We start from the raw sequence: 14938 nt of genomic DNA on the forward strand, positions 1-14938 counted from the left end.
CCAGTCCCTGCTGTTCCGAAGGCACGCTTTTGTCGCGCACCCGTTAACCCCATAAGGCTGCCGTGGCAACCGCAGTCCGGGGCCAGGATTGTTGGTGAGGATGGCGGCCGGAGATTCATCTCCCCGGCCTGGCCGATGCCTATTCCGCCGCCACGCTCATGCGCATGCGTTCCATCTCGATCAGCGCGCGCCGGTACTCGACCGGCATGATTTTCCGGAATTTCGGCCGGAAAGCCTGCCAGTTATCGAGGACCTCGCGACCGCGCACCGAACCCGTGTAATGGACATGGTTCGAGATCAGCTGATAGAGCCGCTCCTCATCGTGGCTGGTCATGTCGCCGGAGACGTCGACGCGGCCCTTATGGTCGAGGTCGCCGCCGTGATGGAGCAGCTTCTCCATCAAATCGTCCTCTTCCGGAACCGGCTCCAGCTCGACCATGGCCATGTTGCAGCGTTCGGCGAAATCGCCCTTCTCGTCCAGCACATAGGCGACGCCGCCCGACATGCCGGCGGCGAAGTTGCGGCCGGTCTTGCCGAGGACGACGACGATGCCGCCGGTCATGTATTCGCAGCCGTGGTCGCCCACGCCTTCGACGACCGCGACGACGCCGGAATTGCGCACGGCGAAGCGCTCGCCGGCGACGCCGGCGAAATAGGCCTCGCCTTCCGTGGCGCCGTAAAGCACGGTGTTGCCGACGATGATCGATTCAGCCGCCACGATCTTGGCCTCTTCCGGCGGCCGGATGACGATGCGGCCGCCCGACAAGCCTTTGCCGACATAGTCATTGCCTGCACCGACGAGCTCGAAGGAGACGCCGCGTGCAAGGAAGGCGCCGAAGGACTGGCCGGCCGTGCCGGTGAGCTTCACCTGGATCGTGTCCTCGCGAAGGCCCTTGTGCTTGAAGCGCTTGGCGACTTCGCCCGACAGCATGGCGCCCGCCGAACGGTCGACATTGCGGATCGGCAGCTCGATGGTGACGGGCTGCCTGGCTTCCAGCGCCGGCTTGGCCCGTTCGATCAGCTTGCGGTCGAGCACGTCGTCGATCGGATGCTTCTGCCGCTCGGTCCAGTGCAGCGCATCGTGCAGCGCATCGGGCTTGAAGAACATCTTCGAGAAGTCCAGCCCGCGCGCCTTCCAGTGCTGGATGACGTCCCGCTTCTCCAGGAGATCGGTGTCGCCGATGATCTGGTCGAGATGGGTGAAACCCATTTCGGCGAGCAGCGCGCGCACCTCTTCGGCCACATAGAAGAAGAAGTTGATGACGTGCTCGGGCGTACCCTTGAAGCGCTTGCGCAGCACCGGATCCTGCGTCGCCACGCCGACAGGGCAGGTGTTGAGATGGCACTTGCGCATCATGATGCAGCCCGCCGCGATCAGCGGCGCGGTCGAGAAGCCGAACTCGTCGGCGCCGAGCAGCGCGCCGATAATGACGTCGCGCCCGGTGCGCAGGCCGCCGTCGACCTGCAGCGCGATGCGTGAGCGCAGACCGTTGAGCACCAGCGTCTGGTGCGTTTCGGCAAGGCCCATCTCCCATGGGCTGCCGGCATGCTTGAGCGAGGTCAGCGGCGAGGCGCCGGTGCCGCCGTCATAGCCGGAGATGGTGATGTGATCGGCGCGCGCCTTGGCGACGCCGGCTGCAACCGTTCCGACCCCGACCTCCGACACCAGCTTGACCGAGACATCGGCCGCCGGGTTGACGTTCTTCAGGTCGTAGATCAGCTGCGCCAGATCCTCGATCGAATAGATGTCGTGATGCGGCGGCGGTGAGATCAGGCCGACGCCGGGCGTCGAGTGCCTGACCTTGGCGATGGTCGCGTCGACCTTGTGGCCGGGCAACTGGCCGCCTTCGCCGGGCTTGGCGCCCTGCGCGACCTTGATCTGCATGACATCGGAATTGACCAGGTACTCCGCCGTCACGCCGAACCGGCCCGAGGCGACCTGCTTGATCGCGGAACGTTCCGGGTTCTTGCCGCCGCCGGGCAGCGGCAGGTAGCGATCGGCTTCTTCGCCGCCCTCGCCGGTGTTCGACTTGCCGCCGATGGCGTTCATGGCGCGCGCCAGGGTGGTGTGCGCTTCCCTGGAGATCGAACCGAAGGACATCGCCCCGGTCGAGAAGCGCTTGACGATCTCGGAGGCCGGCATCACCTCGTCGAGGGCAACCTTCTTGCGGCCGGTTTCCTCGGCGAACTTGATCTTGAACAGGCCGCGGATGGTCTGCGCCCGCGCGGTCGCGCTGTCGATCTGGGCCGAATACTCCTTGAACGTGTCCCAGGAGCCCTGGCGCACGGCGTGCTGCAAGGTAGCGACCGCATCCGGCGACCACATATGCGCCTCGCCGCGCATGCGGAACATGTACTCGCCGCCGACCTCGAGGCTGTTGCGAAGCACCGGATCGCTGCCGAAGGCATCGGAATGGCGGCTGAGCGTTTCCGCGGCGACTTCGTCCAGACCGACACCTTCGATCAGCGTCGCCGTGCCGGTGAAATACTTCTCGACGAAGTCCGACTTCAGACCTATGGCGTCGAAGATCTGCGCGCCGCAGTAGGACTGATAGGTCGAGATGCCCATCTTGGACATCACCTTGAGGATGCCCTTGCCGATCGACTTGATGTAGCGCGAGACGACCTCGTGCTCGTCGACCTCTTCCGGCAGTTCGCCGCGCTTGTGCATGTCGAGCAGCGTGTCGAAAGCGAGGTAGGGGTTGATCGCCTCGGCGCCATAGCCGGCGAGGCAGCAGAAATGATGCACCTCACGCGGTTCGCCGGATTCCACGACCAGCCCGACCGCGGTGCGAAGACCCTTGCGGATCAGGTGGTGGTGCACCGCCGCCGTCGCCAGAAGCACGGGGATGGCGATCCGGTCCGGACCCACCTGGCGGTCGGATAGGATGATGATGTTGTAGCCGCCGGCGACCGCTGCCTCCGCCCGCTCGCAGAGCCTGTCGATGGCGCCCTGCATGCCGCCCGCACCCTCGTTCGAGCCGTAGGTGATGTCGATCGTCTTGGTGTCGAAGCGGTCCTCGGTATGGCCGATGGAACGGATCTTCTCGAGATCGCCATTCGTCAGGATCGGCTGGCGCACTTCCAGCCGCTTGCGGCGCGACGTGCCGACCAGGTCGAAAATGTTAGGCCGCGGCCCGATAAAGGACACCAGGCTCATCACCAATTCCTCGCGGATCGGGTCGATCGGCGGGTTGGTGACCTGGGCGAAGTTCTGCTTGAAATAGGTGTAGAGCAGCTTCGACTTGTCCGACATCGCCGAGATCGGCGTGTCGGTGCCCATCGAGCCGACCGCTTCCTGGCCGGTGGTGGCCATCGGCGCCATCAGAAGCTTGGTGTCTTCCTGCGTGTAGCCGAAGGCCTGCTGGCGATCGAGCAGGCTGACGTCCTTGCGCAGCGCGCGCGGCTCGACCGGCTTCAGATCTTCCAGGATGAGCTGCGTGTTGGCGAGCCAGGTCTTATAGGGGTGCTTGGTCGCGATCTCCGCCTTGATCTCCTCGTCGGAGATGATGCGGCCCTTGGCGAGATCGATCAGCAGCATGCGGCCGGGCTGCAGGCGCCACTTCTGGACGATCTTGTCCTCCGGCACCGGCAGCACGCCGGCTTCCGAAGCCATGATGACGCGGTCGTCATCGGTGACGATGTAGCGCGCCGGACGCAGCCCGTTGCGGTCTAGCGTGGCGCCGATCTGGCGCCCGTCGGTGAAGACGACCGCCGCCGGTCCGTCCCACGGCTCCATCAGCGCGGCATGGTACTCGTAGAAGGCCTTGCGGTCCTGATCCATGAGCTTGTTGCCGGCCCAGGCCTCGGGGATCAGCATCATCATGGCGTGGCTGAGGCTGTAGCCGCCCTGGAACAGGAATTCGAGCGCGTTGTCGAAGCAGGCGGTATCCGATTGGCCTTCGTAGGAGATCGGCCACAGCTTCGAGATGTTGTTGCCGAACAGCTCGGAATCGACGGAGGCCTGGCGCGCCGCCATCCAGTTGTTGTTGCCGCGCACCGTGTTGATCTCGCCGTTATGCGCGACCATGCGATAGGGATGCGCCAGCTTCCACGACGGAAAGGTGTTGGTGGAGAAGCGCTGGTGGACCAGAATCAGCGCCGTCTCGAAGCGCGGATCGGACAGATCCCTGTAATAGGCACCGACCTGATAGGCCAGGAACATGCCCTTGTAGACGATGGTGCGCGCCGACAGCGACACGCAGTAGGCGCCGATATCCTTGTTGTCGTTCTCGGCGTAGATGCGGCCGGAGATGACCTTGCGCAGCAGATAGAGCCTTGCCTCGTACTCCTCGTCATCGGGAATGTCCGGCGTGCGGCCGATGAATACCTGCCGGTGGAACGGCTCGGACGCCACGATGCCGGGCGCCTTCGACAGCGATGAATTGTCGACCGGTACATCGCGGAATCCGAGCAGCGGCAGTCCTTCGGATTGCGCCGCTTCGGCGATGATGTCCTCGATATGGGAACGAAGGGTCGCGTCCTGCGGCATGAACCAGTGGCCGATGCCGTATTGGCCGGCAGGAGGCAGTTCGACGCCCCGGGCCGCCATCTCCTCGCGGAAGAACCGGTCCGGAATCTGCACCAGAACGCCGGCGCCGTCACCGACCAGCGGATCGGCGCCGACGGCGCCGCGATGGGTGAGGTTTTCCAGCATCGCCAGACCGTCCTCGACAATCTGGTGCGACTTGGCGCCTTTCATGTTGACGATGAAGCCGACGCCGCAGGCGTCATGCTCGTTGCGCGGATCGTAAAGGCCTTGTGCGGTGGGACCGTCGGCGGTGCGGGTCAGATTTTTGACGGCTGCCGCTTTCGTCTGCGCGGCCTGGCCGTCGATCGCAGATGGCGTCAGTTGCGTCATCGTCCTGTCCTCCGTTCCGTCCTCTTGGCGCTGATTGCCTTCGGGCGCTGGTTTGCCTTGGGAAGCGCAACGCTTCCCTTCATCCTTGCTGCACGTCTCGCGAAATCTACCGAACCATACGGCTATACGCCCGGTTCGCATCCGGTATCGTACAGGCCAGAGCCGAGCCGTCTACCCATCGCTCGCGACAATGGCCGGGATGGCAGCAATGATACGCCAGTCCAGCCTGCTTTGCGCGATAAAATAAGACAGCACTACTGTCCTAAATTTTTATGACAGAAATCAGGGGAGCGCACAAGACCGATTCACAAAAAACTTGGCTCGGCGGCGACACAAAATTTCGTGAGAATGGCGCAACACGAAAGCTTCGGTCTCGATCGTTTCCGTCAGAGGACTGGCTTTACCGGTTTTGAGCCGGCTGGCCCTTGCGCTTGGAAAACCAAAGCGATCAAGTCGCGCCCGTTTCAGCAATCAGCTACGGACCATTCGATGTTCTTTGCATCCGACAACTGGGCGGGCGTCCATCCCGACATTTCGGCCAACCTGTCCCGCCACGCCACCGGCATTGCAACCGCCTACGGCGACGGCGACCTGGACCGCGCCGTCTACCAGCGCTTCAGCGAGATCTTCGAACGCGACGTTCAAGTGTTGTTCGTGGCGACCGGCACGGCAGCCAACGCGCTCTCGATGGCGGCGTTGAACCGCATCGGCGGGATCGCGCTTTGCCATTCCGAAGCACATATGAATGTCGATGAATTCGGCGCGGCGGGTTTTTACACCGGCGGAGCACGCATGGCGCCCGTGCCCGGGCCTTTGGGGCGCATCCACCCGCATGCTCTCGACACGGCAATCAGGCGCTATTCGCGCGATCTCGCGCCCGCCGGCCAGCCGATGGCGGTGACCATCACCCAGGCGACGGAAGTCGGCACGGTCTATACCGTGGACGACGTCAAGGCGATTGCCGAGGTCAGTCGCCGGCACGGGCTGCCGCTCCACATGGATGGTGCCCGCTTTGCCAACGCGATCGCCGCCACCGGTGTCTCGCCCGCTGAAATGACCTGGAAGAGCGGCGTCGACCTCGTCTCCTTCGGTGCGACCAAGAATGGTTGCTGGATGGCCGACGCGGTCGTCATCCTCAATCCCGACCTCGGTCGGGATCTGCGCCTGTTGCGCCAGCGCGCCGGGCAGACCTTTTCCAAGGCGCGCTTCATCTCGGCCCAGTTCGAAGCCTATTTCACCGACGAACTGTGGCTGAGAATGGCGCGTCACGCCAATGCCATGGCTGCGCATCTGGGCGAGACGATCGAGGACGCGCCGGCGGGCAGGCTCGCCTGGCTGCCGCAGGCCAACGAAGTGTTCGCCGTCCTCGACCGCGCCGTTGCCGAACGGCTGCAGGCGGCCGGTGCCAAGTTTTATGAATGGGGCGTGCCGCAGGGTTTTGATGGCCACCTCGGCGACAGCGAAGCGATCTATCGCTTCGTCGCCAGCTTCGCGACCACGACAGAAGAAGTCGATCGCCTCGGTCGGTTGCTGGCTGGATAAACTCTGGTCTAGGCGAAAATGGGCCGCGTCAAAAGCTCGAGCCCCAGCAGGATCAGGAACATCAGGAACCAGCGGCGGAACGTCGCCGGACTGATCCGCTGCCGCAGCACCTGCCCCAGCCACATGCCGAGCAAGGCAGGCGCTACCGCAAGCGACGACATCGCCAGATGTCCGACATCGAAGGCGCCATGCGATGCAAGGCCCAGCGCCAAGGCGATGGTGGAAACCGTGAAGGAAAGGCCGAGCGCCTGGATGAGATCGTCCCGGCTCAGGCCGAGCGCCTGGATGTAGGGAACGGCTGGAACCACGAACACTCCGGTGCCGCCGGTGACAAGGCCGGTGAGAAAGCCGACAAAGGGGGAAGACCAGCGCTCGGCTTTCGCGGGAACGCTGGGCTGCCGAGCCAGCAGCGTGTAGGCAGCGTAGAGCACGAGCGCGGCGCCGAGGCCGGCGGTCGTCCATTCGACATTGTCGCTGGCGAGCAGTTGCGAACCTGCAACGGTGCCGAGCACGATGCCCACCATCATCAGCCAGAGCCGGCGCAGGATCGCAGCGACGCTTGGGCCGGCGAACAGTTGCCAGACATTGGTGATGAAGGATGGAGCGATCAGCAGCGAGGCGGCGGTGACCGGCGGCATGACAGTGCCGAGCAATCCCATGGCCAGCGTCGGCAGCCCCATGCCTGTGACGCCCTTGACGATGCCCGCCAGCAGGAAGGTGATTGCGATGGTGGAGGTGAGAGCCAGGGAAGAATCGAACATGGCCCTTCATGAACGGGCAATACGGGCTTCAAAAGGGCCACAAGCGCCGGTTGCCGATGGCACAAGGAAAAAGCGGCGCCTCGCGGCGCCGCTTCGTCTGGGAACAAGACGGCTCTTTTCCTGGGTTACGCCGCGGCCTTGGCTTCGATCTGCTTGGCCTTGTCCGAAGACGAGGTGATAGCGATCTTGCGCGGCTTCAGCTCCTCGGGAATGTTGCGCTTGAGGTCGACGAAGAGCAGTCCGTTCTTCAGCGTGGCGCCCTCGACCTCGACATGGTCGGCGAGCTGGAAGCGGCGCTCGAAGGCCCTCGAGGCGATGCCGCGGTAGAGCAGCTCGGAACCTTCGCCATTGCCCTCTTCCTTGCGTTCACCCTTGACGGTCAGCACATTGCGGTGCGCCTCGATCGAGATCTCGTCTTCCGAGAAACCGGCGACGGCCATCGAGATGCGATAGGCGTTCTCGCCGGTGCGCTCGATGTTATAGGGCGGATAGGTCTGCGCGGTCTCGGGCTGGCCGAGCGAATCGAGCATGGTGAACAGCCGGTCGAAGCCGACGGTCGAACGATAAAGCGGGGAAAAATCAACGTGACGCATGGTGTGTTCTCCTGTGAGCAACATGGTTTGCGTATGGCCGGTGCGAAACCCTTCAAAGGCGTTCCGGATGGGCCAGCGACCCCATGGTTGGCGGCCGCAAAAGTCATTTGGGGATGGGCAAAAGCCATTTCAAGACTTTTTCAACCGATCAAATTGGCGGGACCTGCGCGCCGATGAACGCCAGATGAACCGCGGCTTCGGCATCCGTTCAGCCACGATGCGCTAGTTCTGTGGCCAGGATCCCAGACAAGCGACGCTGTTGGCGCCGCATGAGGCCGAGCCGGGTGCTAACGTCCCTTCCTCCCGGATCGACAGAGGCCGGAAGCGCCACAGGTGCTTCCGGCCTTCCCTGTTCAGGGCAATTCCCACAACGCCTTTGCTTTTGCCGCATGGCCGTCTATCACCATGCCGACGCCTCGCCCCAGGCGGCTGAGAAACAATCGGGCGACAACGCGACGAAGCGCCGAATGACGGATCTCTTCCATCAGACCGAGGACAACCCGGCACCGCAGAACGCCGGCGGCGGGCTCTTCACCACCCGCGACGGCAAGAAAATTCGCTACGGCGTGTTCGGCGCCGTCTCCCGGCCGCTGCAGGGCACGGTGGTGCTGCTCACCGGCCGCAACGAGTGCATCGAAAAATATTTCGAGACCATCCGCAACCTTGCCGACCGAGGCTTCGGCGTCGCCACACTCGACTGGCGCGGCCAGGGTGGATCAAGCCGGCTGATCCGCAACCGGCAGCGCGGCTATGTCCGCAGCTTCTTCGACTATGCCGGGGATCTGGAGCAGTTCTTTGGAGAGGTGGTGCTGCCGGATTGCCGCGGCCCCTATTACATCCTGGCCCACTCGGCCGGAGCGGTGGTTGCGCTGCTTGCCTCGCCTTCAATGGTCAACCGGGTGCGGCGCATGGTGCTGATTGCGCCATTCCTGACCCTGCCGGATCTGCCGGTCTCGATCACCACCGTGCGGCGCATCTGCACGGTGCTTTGCTGGCTCGGCCTTGGCCGCCTCTATGCCGCGTGGGGGCCTCGGCCAAGAGAAACCTTGCCCTTCGAAGCCAACAAGGTGACGTCGGATCCGCAGCGCTACAGGCGCAACACGCGCATCTACGAGACGTACCCGGAGCTGGCTCTTGGCGGCCCGACCATTCGCTGGCTGAGGGCTGCCGCCAAGGCTTCCGAGGCGATCAGCGATCCCGGCTTCATGGCAAGGATCCAGGTGCCGATGCTGATCGTCGCCGCCGGCGCCGACCAGGTCGTCTCCACAAAGGCGGTTGAGGTCTATGCGAGGCGGCTGCGCGTCGGTTCGCTGCTGATGATCGACGGCGCTCGTCATGAGATCCTGCAGGAAAGGGATCTCTATCGCGAGCAGCTTCTCGCGGCCTTCGATGCCTTCATTCCGGGAACCGGCGACGCCGACTGATCGCCCGATCGCAGCCGCTTGCCCCGACTGCCGATCAGTTCCGCAGCGCGGCCATCGCCGCGGCGTGCAACTCCGGCGTTGCGGCGGCCAGTATGTCGCCGCCATTTTCCGCCGGTCCGCCCTCGAAGGTGGTCACGACACCGCCGGCCTTCTCGATGATCGGGATCAACGCCACGATATCATAAGGCTTCAGCCCTGGATCGGCGACGATGTCGACGCTTCCCGCCGCGACCATTGCGAAAGCATAGCAGTCGGTGCCGTAACGGGCGAGCTGGACCTGCTTTTCGAAGGCATCATAGCGCAAGCGCGCGTCGCCCTTGAACAGCGCCGGCGTGGTGGTGAACAGCGTCGCCTTGGCAAGCTCCGTCGTCTTGCGGGTGGCGAGCCGGCGCGGTCCGCCCGGACCTTCATAGTGCGATCCCGAGCCATTGGCGTAGAACAGCTCGCCGGTGAAGGGCTGCGACATCAGACCGGCGACGGCATCCCCGTCGACCGTCAGCCCGATCAGCGTGCCCCACACCGGCAGTCCGGAGATGAAGGCACGTGTGCCGTCGATCGGGTCGATGACCCAGACATGGCGGCTGGCGATATTTTCGCTGCCGTGCTCCTCGCCGAGGATGCCGTGCTCAGGAAATTCCGCGGAAATCAGTGACCGGATGGCCCGTTCGGCTTCGCGGTCCGCTTCCGTCACGGGATCGAAGCTGGCAGCCTCCTTGTTGGTCACGGCGCCCTGGCTGCGAAAGCGCGGCAAGGTCTCGGCGGCGGCGGCATGCGCGATACGCCGCATGAAGTCGATGCTGATATCCACGTGATTCTCCCGCTTGCAGCAACCTGTCGTTTGCCGCTGTTTCCGGGCTGGGACAAGGCCCTTGGGCCTGCCTAACGCCGCGGCAACTGTTGCCCGAATGCCACGTACGCGTCAACGAATCGCAATTTCCACATCATGTTGAATCAAAAAAGACTGAAGTCGATTGACATTTGTGCATCGCACAATAGTTTTGTTCTTGGACAGGCTGTCCTGTCCATGCCCTCCTTGGGCGTTTCCTCCCTAGACTTCGACCGTGTCGTGAAAACGATGCGGTCTTTTTTTGACCCGCTATCGGCTCATCACTCCGCGGCAAGCGGCAGGTCGACGAAGTGATGGTCGGGCATCGACATGAGGTCGGCCGCAAATCGCGTCAGATCGTCGGCGAGTGCATCGAAGCCGCCTGACTTCTGAAATGTCCGCTCATTCATGTAAAGGCCGCGATTGACCTCGATCTGCAGGGCATGCAGATGACGCGCGGGCCGACCGTAGTGCTCAGTGATGAAGCCGCCTGCATAGGGCTTGTTGTGCGCGACCGTGTAGCCCAGGCCGGTAAGCAGGCCGATTGCCGTCTCGGTCAGCGCCGCGCTCGCCGAAATCCCGAAGCGGTCGCCGATGATGAAGTCCGGCCGCGCCCCGTTGTCGCCGACCCGGATGCTGGCCGGCATGGAGTGGCAGTCGATCAGCACGGCATAGCCGAACCTGGCATGGGTCCGCGTCAGCAACCGCTTCAGCGTTTCGTGATAGGGCTTGTAGACGGTCTCGATACGCCCGACGGCCTCGGCCAGCGGCAAGCGCCCGGGATAGATGTCGAGACCCTCGCCAACCAGCTTGGGCACGGTGCCCAGGCCGCCGGCGACGCGGGCCGAGCGGATGTTGCAGAAGGATGGCACCGGTTCCGCGAACATGCGCGGATCGAGTTCCCAGGGCTCGCGGTTGACGTCGAGATAGGCGCGCGGGAAGTTTGCCGCCAGCAACGGCGCGCCGAGCGCAACGGCGCCACCGAACAGCTCATCGACATAGCAATCTTCCGAGCGGCGGATGGCATTGCGGTCCAGCCGCGCCATGGCAAGGAAGCGTTCGGGATAGTGGCGGCCGCTGTGCGGCGAGTTGAAGAGGAAGGGGACGCGTTGCTCGGCGCCCGATCGGATTTCGAAGGGTGGAACGACCGAAAAATCCTCGGCTGCCGTCTTCAATTTGAACGAACCAGGAAACAGCACTGCATCATGATTTGAAGCCTGCCATTCCGGGGCCCGCATGTCCAGCTTTTCGGTAGCCGGAACGCCCCTTGGAAGTAGGCCTGATACGCCCATCGTTCACTTGATGTTTACCGTCACATCCTCATATACAGGATGGTTAACGGGCTTGCCCGGCGGCAGGCTTGGGGCGGGTGATTCGGACGGGATATGATGGCACGCATTCTGCTGGCGGAAGACGACGAGGATATGCGCCGGTTCCTGGTCAAGGCGCTCGAGCGCGCCGGCTATCAGGTCAGCGATTTCGACAATGGCGCCAGCGCCTATGAGCGGTTGCGCGAGGAGCCTTTCTCGCTGCTTCTGACCGACATCGTCATGCCGGAGATGGACGGCATCGAGCTTGCCCGTCGCGCCACCGAGATCGATCCCGACCTCAAGGTGATGTTCATCACCGGCTTCGCCGCGGTCGCGCTCAACCCGGACTCCAAGGCGCCGAAAGACGCCAAGGTGCTGTCGAAGCCGTTCCATCTGCGCGACCTCGTCAACGAGGTCGAGAAGATGCTGCAGGCGGCCTGAAATATTCGTCGGGCGTCGCATCGGCGGCTCCCGCCGGTGCGGCAAAGCGAAGCTTTCTTTTCCCATTCCTGCTATTGACGCGCCGAACCAAAAATGGTGTATGCGCGGCTTCGGATGGGCGTGTAGCTCAGCGGGAGAGCACTGCATTGACATTGCAGGGGTCACAAGTTCAATCCTTGTCACGCCCACCATCCAGCCAAACCAATTGATCGATAGACGCCGATTGCCGTCTTGTGAGAGCACGGCTACGGCTCCGCCCGCCCCGGCAGGACCAGGGCAGGCGAGAACGGTCTGGCGGCTTATTGCGGCGTCGGATCAGGTGAATGCCCCTGGTTGCCGCCCTTGCCTTCGCGGCAGGGCGCATCGCCCACCCCGCAGCACTTGCCGTGGTAGGTGACGGTCGGCTTCAGCTGGTCGCAGGTCCTTGTGGTGGTTGTCTTGCAGCCGGCCAGTAGCGAAACGGCGACGACGGCGAGGAAGACGTTTCTCGAAACAGCGTAGTTCATATGCTCTCCTTGGTGGAACCGCTTTGGTTGTGCAGCGCTGGGTCGCATGCCCCAAGGAAATGGTTCACGGAAATTTCGAGACGCCGGCGAAAAAAGATGCCGGTGACCGACACGATCGTCGAAGGGATCAGCGCCAGCGCAGCAGGCCCAGCCGCCAGCGCGCCTTCGCCAGCCGGCCCGACCTCGGCTTCTTGCCCTGCGCTGCACGACGCCTGATTTGCCGGAAGATTCGGTTGTTCGGCTCTGCCTCAACCAGCCTCGTCGCCATCTCCAGCGCCTGCCGCGCCTCTCCCGCTATGTCGGCCAGCATGTAGGCCGCGCAGGCCATGGCGTGCGGATGCCCGGCCCTTGCCGCGGCAAGGAAAGCCTCAAGGTCCCTGGTGAACATGCAGCGCCCCCCAACCACCTTGATCAAGAGCTCCAGCATCGGCAGGATCCTCCTGCGCGTCCGGCTCCCGTGTTGGCTCCCCATCAATGATTTCAGCCTGGCCTCGCCGGCAGCATGGTCGCCTTGGCGAAAGCACACCGCGGCGAATTTCAGGTCATAGGCGTCGTTTGCCGGATCCAGCGCCGATGCCCTCTCCAGGATTTCTCTTGCCCGCGCGGGGCTCAGATCGTCTTCCATGGCCAGGAAGGCCCATTGATATCCGAAGGCGGCATCGAGCGGATGGTAGTCGGACCCATGCTTGCGCAACTCCTCGAGGATGATCCCGGAAGCCTGGGAATTGCCGAAAACCGCGGCAGCGCTGGGCACATCACCCATCGCCGACGCAACCGCCGCGTAGATGCTGCCTCCTGCATGGATCTGCTGGCATCTGGCCATCAGCGCCATTTCAAAGAAGGTATGCTGGGTCTCGTCGTTGAATTCGCCGGCGCCGAAATCGTCGGTCCGCCATGCTCCTGTCTCGGCCTTGAGATAATCGAGCGTGGTGCGATCCTGGCCGATCAGAAGCGTTCTCAGTCCCCGGGCTGAAAGCTCCGCAACGATCGCTTTGGCCAAGGTGGACGGGATGGCCTTCTCGGCGAAAACCAGCCGTCGGCGATGATGACCGTAGATGATGTCACCGCTGCGCAGGTGAAGGGCGGCCATTGGGCCGGGGAAGCGGCATTTGCCGGCGGCTTCAAGCGCCTGCCGCACCTCGCGCGAGAAGCCGAAGCTCCGCAGGGCTTCGGATCTGCGGACCGGTTCGGCCCCACCGTCACGGAAGTAGTCGAGGACGTCGAAATGATCGCAGACCCAGCCGCGCAGCTTGCCCTGCCTTGCTACGGCATCGAGGTCCGACGGTGTGAAAGGAGCCCCGCCGAGCACGCCAAATTTGGACGCCTTGATCTTGTCGCCCAGCCAATACCGATCGATGAACTCGGCCGAGAATATCTTTTCGACCACGTCGACCGTGTGGGATTGCTGGTCGGTGACGGCCTTGCTGTTCCAGCTGAAGCCGAAGCGGTAGCCAAGCCTGTCGGCCAGGGATTTGGCGTTCGCCATCGCCAGCAGGCGACCGCCGAGCCCGTCGTTCCTGTTGACGGCGATCAACATCGATCGCGGGTCGCCGGGCGCCTTGGCGAGGATCGCCCTTTTCAAAATCGCCGCGAAGCCGTGCATTCTTCTATTCCGGTTTGCTGCCAGGCGGATGCCGGTGAAGGTCCGCCTGAGTCGCCCTTGCTTGTCGCTGCGATAGTGTTGGTGAGAAATTCATTGGCAGATTAAATCGCCCACGTCCCCACCTGGGGAAATTCATGACGAACACTTTATTGGCATCGGTTTCTTGCTCGGCCGCATCGGCTGCGTGGCAGCGAGGCAGGCCGAAACCGTTGTCGTCAACGGGGCATTGCATGACCAGATTGGTGATGCACTCGGCTCACCGCCGCCAGGGAATGTGGAGAAGGTCAAGGTCTGCTGCTGACTGCACCCCAAGCCCGTTGCCAGATCGGCGAAAGGCGGTCGGATTTGCGCCGGGGGAGGGGCTATTTCTTCAGCCTGCTGGCCTCACGCGCAAGCGCTTCGATCTCGTCCCACTTGCCGGCCTTGATGAGATCGTCCGGCGCCACCCACGAGCCGCCGACGCAAATGACGTTGGGCAGACTGAGATAGTCGGGAGCATTCTTGGCGGTGATGCCGCCGGTGGGGCAGAACTTCACGTCGGCGAGCGGCGAGGCGAAGGCCTTCAGCGAGGCGATGCCGCCGGACTGCTCGGCCGGGAAGAACTTCAGGAAGCGCAGACCAGCCTCGCGCGCGGCCAGGATTTCGCCGGGCGTGATGGCGCCGGGCAGAAGCGGCACGGCACTGTCCTTTACAGCATCGAGAAGCTGGCCGGTGACGCCGGGGCTGACGATGAATTTCGAGCCGGCGCGCGCTGCCTCGTCGAACTGCTGTGCGTCGAGAATGGTGCCGGCGCCGACAACAGCCTCCTCGACTTCGGCGGCCACGCGGCGGATCGCTTCCAGCGCGTCGGCGGTGCGCAGGGTGATCTCGATCGCCGGCAGGCCGCCGCGCGCAAGAGCCCGTGCAAGCGGCACGGCATCGGCAACACTTGCGATCTTGAGCACCGGAATGACCGGCTGGCCGTTGAGCAGCGACAGGAGCTTCTCGGTCTTGCTGGGCATTCGCTGGTCTCTCCGTTCCGATCGATTTCAACCGATTAGCAGATGGGGTATCCCAAGTCCACGAAGGCAG

The 14938-nt window shown here is 63.6% G+C and carries 11 protein-coding genes and 1 tRNA gene; 4 read left to right on the plus strand and 8 right to left on the minus strand.

What is annotated here, in order from left to right; genetic code table 11:
• Positions 1 to 139: 139 nt before the first annotated feature.
• Complete coding sequence (gene gltB / locus EJ074_RS23065; protein ID WP_095806281.1) at positions 140 to 4861, minus strand: glutamate synthase large subunit; 4722 nt, start codon at positions 4859 to 4861, stop codon at positions 140 to 142.
• A gap of 489 nt (positions 4862 to 5350) precedes the next feature.
• Between gltB and EJ074_RS23070 the strand changes: the two genes are divergently transcribed.
• Positions 5351 to 6403 (plus strand): low specificity L-threonine aldolase, encoded by a 1053-nt coding sequence (locus tag EJ074_RS23070; RefSeq protein ID WP_095806280.1) that lies wholly within the window; start codon positions 5351 to 5353, stop codon positions 6401 to 6403.
• A gap of 8 nt (positions 6404 to 6411) precedes the next feature.
• Here the strand turns inward: EJ074_RS23070 and EJ074_RS23075 are convergent, their stop codons facing one another.
• Together EJ074_RS23075 and EJ074_RS23080 are read right to left on the minus strand one after the other, a co-directional pair.
• The gene (locus EJ074_RS23075) at positions 6412 to 7164 is read right to left on the minus strand and encodes a sulfite exporter TauE/SafE family protein (protein ID WP_095806279.1); all 753 of its coding nucleotides are present in this window, start codon (positions 7162 to 7164) and stop codon (positions 6412 to 6414) included.
• Positions 7165 to 7289: 125 nt separating this feature from the next.
• Complete coding sequence (locus EJ074_RS23080; RefSeq protein WP_095806478.1) at positions 7290 to 7757, minus strand: Hsp20 family protein; 468 nt, start codon at positions 7755 to 7757, stop codon at positions 7290 to 7292.
• Between the two features lie 467 nt (positions 7758 to 8224).
• Here EJ074_RS23080 and EJ074_RS23085 point away from each other — a divergent pair, with 467 nt between their 5' ends.
• On the plus strand, positions 8225 to 9181 hold the full coding sequence (locus EJ074_RS23085; RefSeq protein ID WP_095806477.1) for an alpha/beta hydrolase: 957 nt from the start codon (positions 8225 to 8227) through the stop codon (positions 9179 to 9181).
• A gap of 34 nt (positions 9182 to 9215) precedes the next feature.
• Here the strand turns inward: EJ074_RS23085 and hisN are convergent, their stop codons facing one another.
• Positions 9216 to 9989, minus strand: coding sequence for a histidinol-phosphatase (gene hisN / locus EJ074_RS23090; protein ID WP_095806278.1), 774 nt, complete (start codon positions 9987 to 9989; stop codon positions 9216 to 9218).
• Between the two features lie 299 nt (positions 9990 to 10288).
• Positions 10289 to 11245, minus strand: coding sequence for an N-formylglutamate amidohydrolase (locus EJ074_RS23095; RefSeq protein ID WP_095806277.1), 957 nt, complete (start codon positions 11243 to 11245; stop codon positions 10289 to 10291).
• Positions 11246 to 11395: 150 nt separating this feature from the next.
• Here EJ074_RS23095 and EJ074_RS23100 point away from each other — a divergent pair, with 150 nt between their 5' ends.
• Both EJ074_RS23100 and EJ074_RS23105 read left to right on the plus strand, forming a co-directional pair.
• Positions 11396 to 11758 (plus strand): response regulator, encoded by a 363-nt coding sequence (locus EJ074_RS23100; RefSeq protein ID WP_129554087.1) that lies wholly within the window; start codon positions 11396 to 11398, stop codon positions 11756 to 11758.
• Positions 11759 to 11874: 116 nt separating this feature from the next.
• Positions 11875 to 11949, plus strand: a tRNA-Val gene (locus EJ074_RS23105).
• Between the two features lie 108 nt (positions 11950 to 12057).
• On the opposite strand, the gene EJ074_RS23110 is transcribed toward EJ074_RS23105, so the two are convergent.
• From EJ074_RS23110 to EJ074_RS23120, 3 genes are all read right to left on the minus strand, one after another.
• Positions 12058 to 12264, minus strand: coding sequence for a hypothetical protein (locus EJ074_RS23110; protein ID WP_095806276.1), 207 nt, complete (start codon positions 12262 to 12264; stop codon positions 12058 to 12060).
• 127 nt (positions 12265 to 12391) lie between these two features.
• On the minus strand, positions 12392 to 13867 hold the full coding sequence (locus EJ074_RS23115; protein ID WP_245454745.1) for a hypothetical protein: 1476 nt from the start codon (positions 13865 to 13867) through the stop codon (positions 12392 to 12394).
• Between the two features lie 362 nt (positions 13868 to 14229).
• The gene (locus EJ074_RS23120) at positions 14230 to 14868 is read right to left on the minus strand and encodes a 2-dehydro-3-deoxy-phosphogluconate aldolase (RefSeq protein ID WP_095806275.1); all 639 of its coding nucleotides are present in this window, start codon (positions 14866 to 14868) and stop codon (positions 14230 to 14232) included.
• Positions 14869 to 14938: the final 70 nt, after the last annotated feature.

This window comes from Mesorhizobium sp. M3A.F.Ca.ET.080.04.2.1, assembly GCF_003952525.1.
In the GTDB taxonomy this organism is placed as follows: domain Bacteria; phylum Pseudomonadota; class Alphaproteobacteria; order Rhizobiales; family Rhizobiaceae; genus Mesorhizobium.

Bases quoted from the DNA above. Each gene is read 5' to 3' on its own strand.
- gltB (WP_095806281.1), bottom strand. From the start codon at position 4,861: ATGACGCAACTGACGCCATCTGCGATCGACGGCCAGGCCGCGCAGACG.
- EJ074_RS23070 (WP_095806280.1), top strand. From the start codon at position 5,351: ATGTTCTTTGCATCCGACAACTGGGCGGGCGTCCATCCCGACATTTCG.
- EJ074_RS23075 (WP_095806279.1), bottom strand. From the start codon at position 7,164: ATGTTCGATTCTTCCCTGGCTCTCACCTCCACCATCGCAATCACCTTC.
- EJ074_RS23080 (WP_095806478.1), bottom strand. From the start codon at position 7,757: ATGCGTCACGTTGATTTTTCCCCGCTTTATCGTTCGACCGTCGGCTTC.
- EJ074_RS23085 (WP_095806477.1), top strand. From the start codon at position 8,225: ATGACGGATCTCTTCCATCAGACCGAGGACAACCCGGCACCGCAGAAC.
- EJ074_RS23095 (WP_095806277.1), bottom strand. From the start codon at position 11,245: ATGCGGGCCCCGGAATGGCAGGCTTCAAATCATGATGCAGTGCTGTTT.
- EJ074_RS23100 (WP_129554087.1), top strand. From the start codon at position 11,396: ATGGCACGCATTCTGCTGGCGGAAGACGACGAGGATATGCGCCGGTTC.
- EJ074_RS23110 (WP_095806276.1), bottom strand. From the start codon at position 12,264: ATGAACTACGCTGTTTCGAGAAACGTCTTCCTCGCCGTCGTCGCCGTT.
- EJ074_RS23115 (WP_245454745.1), bottom strand. From the start codon at position 13,867: ATGCACGGCTTCGCGGCGATTTTGAAAAGGGCGATCCTCGCCAAGGCG.
- EJ074_RS23120 (WP_095806275.1), bottom strand. From the start codon at position 14,868: ATGCCCAGCAAGACCGAGAAGCTCCTGTCGCTGCTCAACGGCCAGCCG.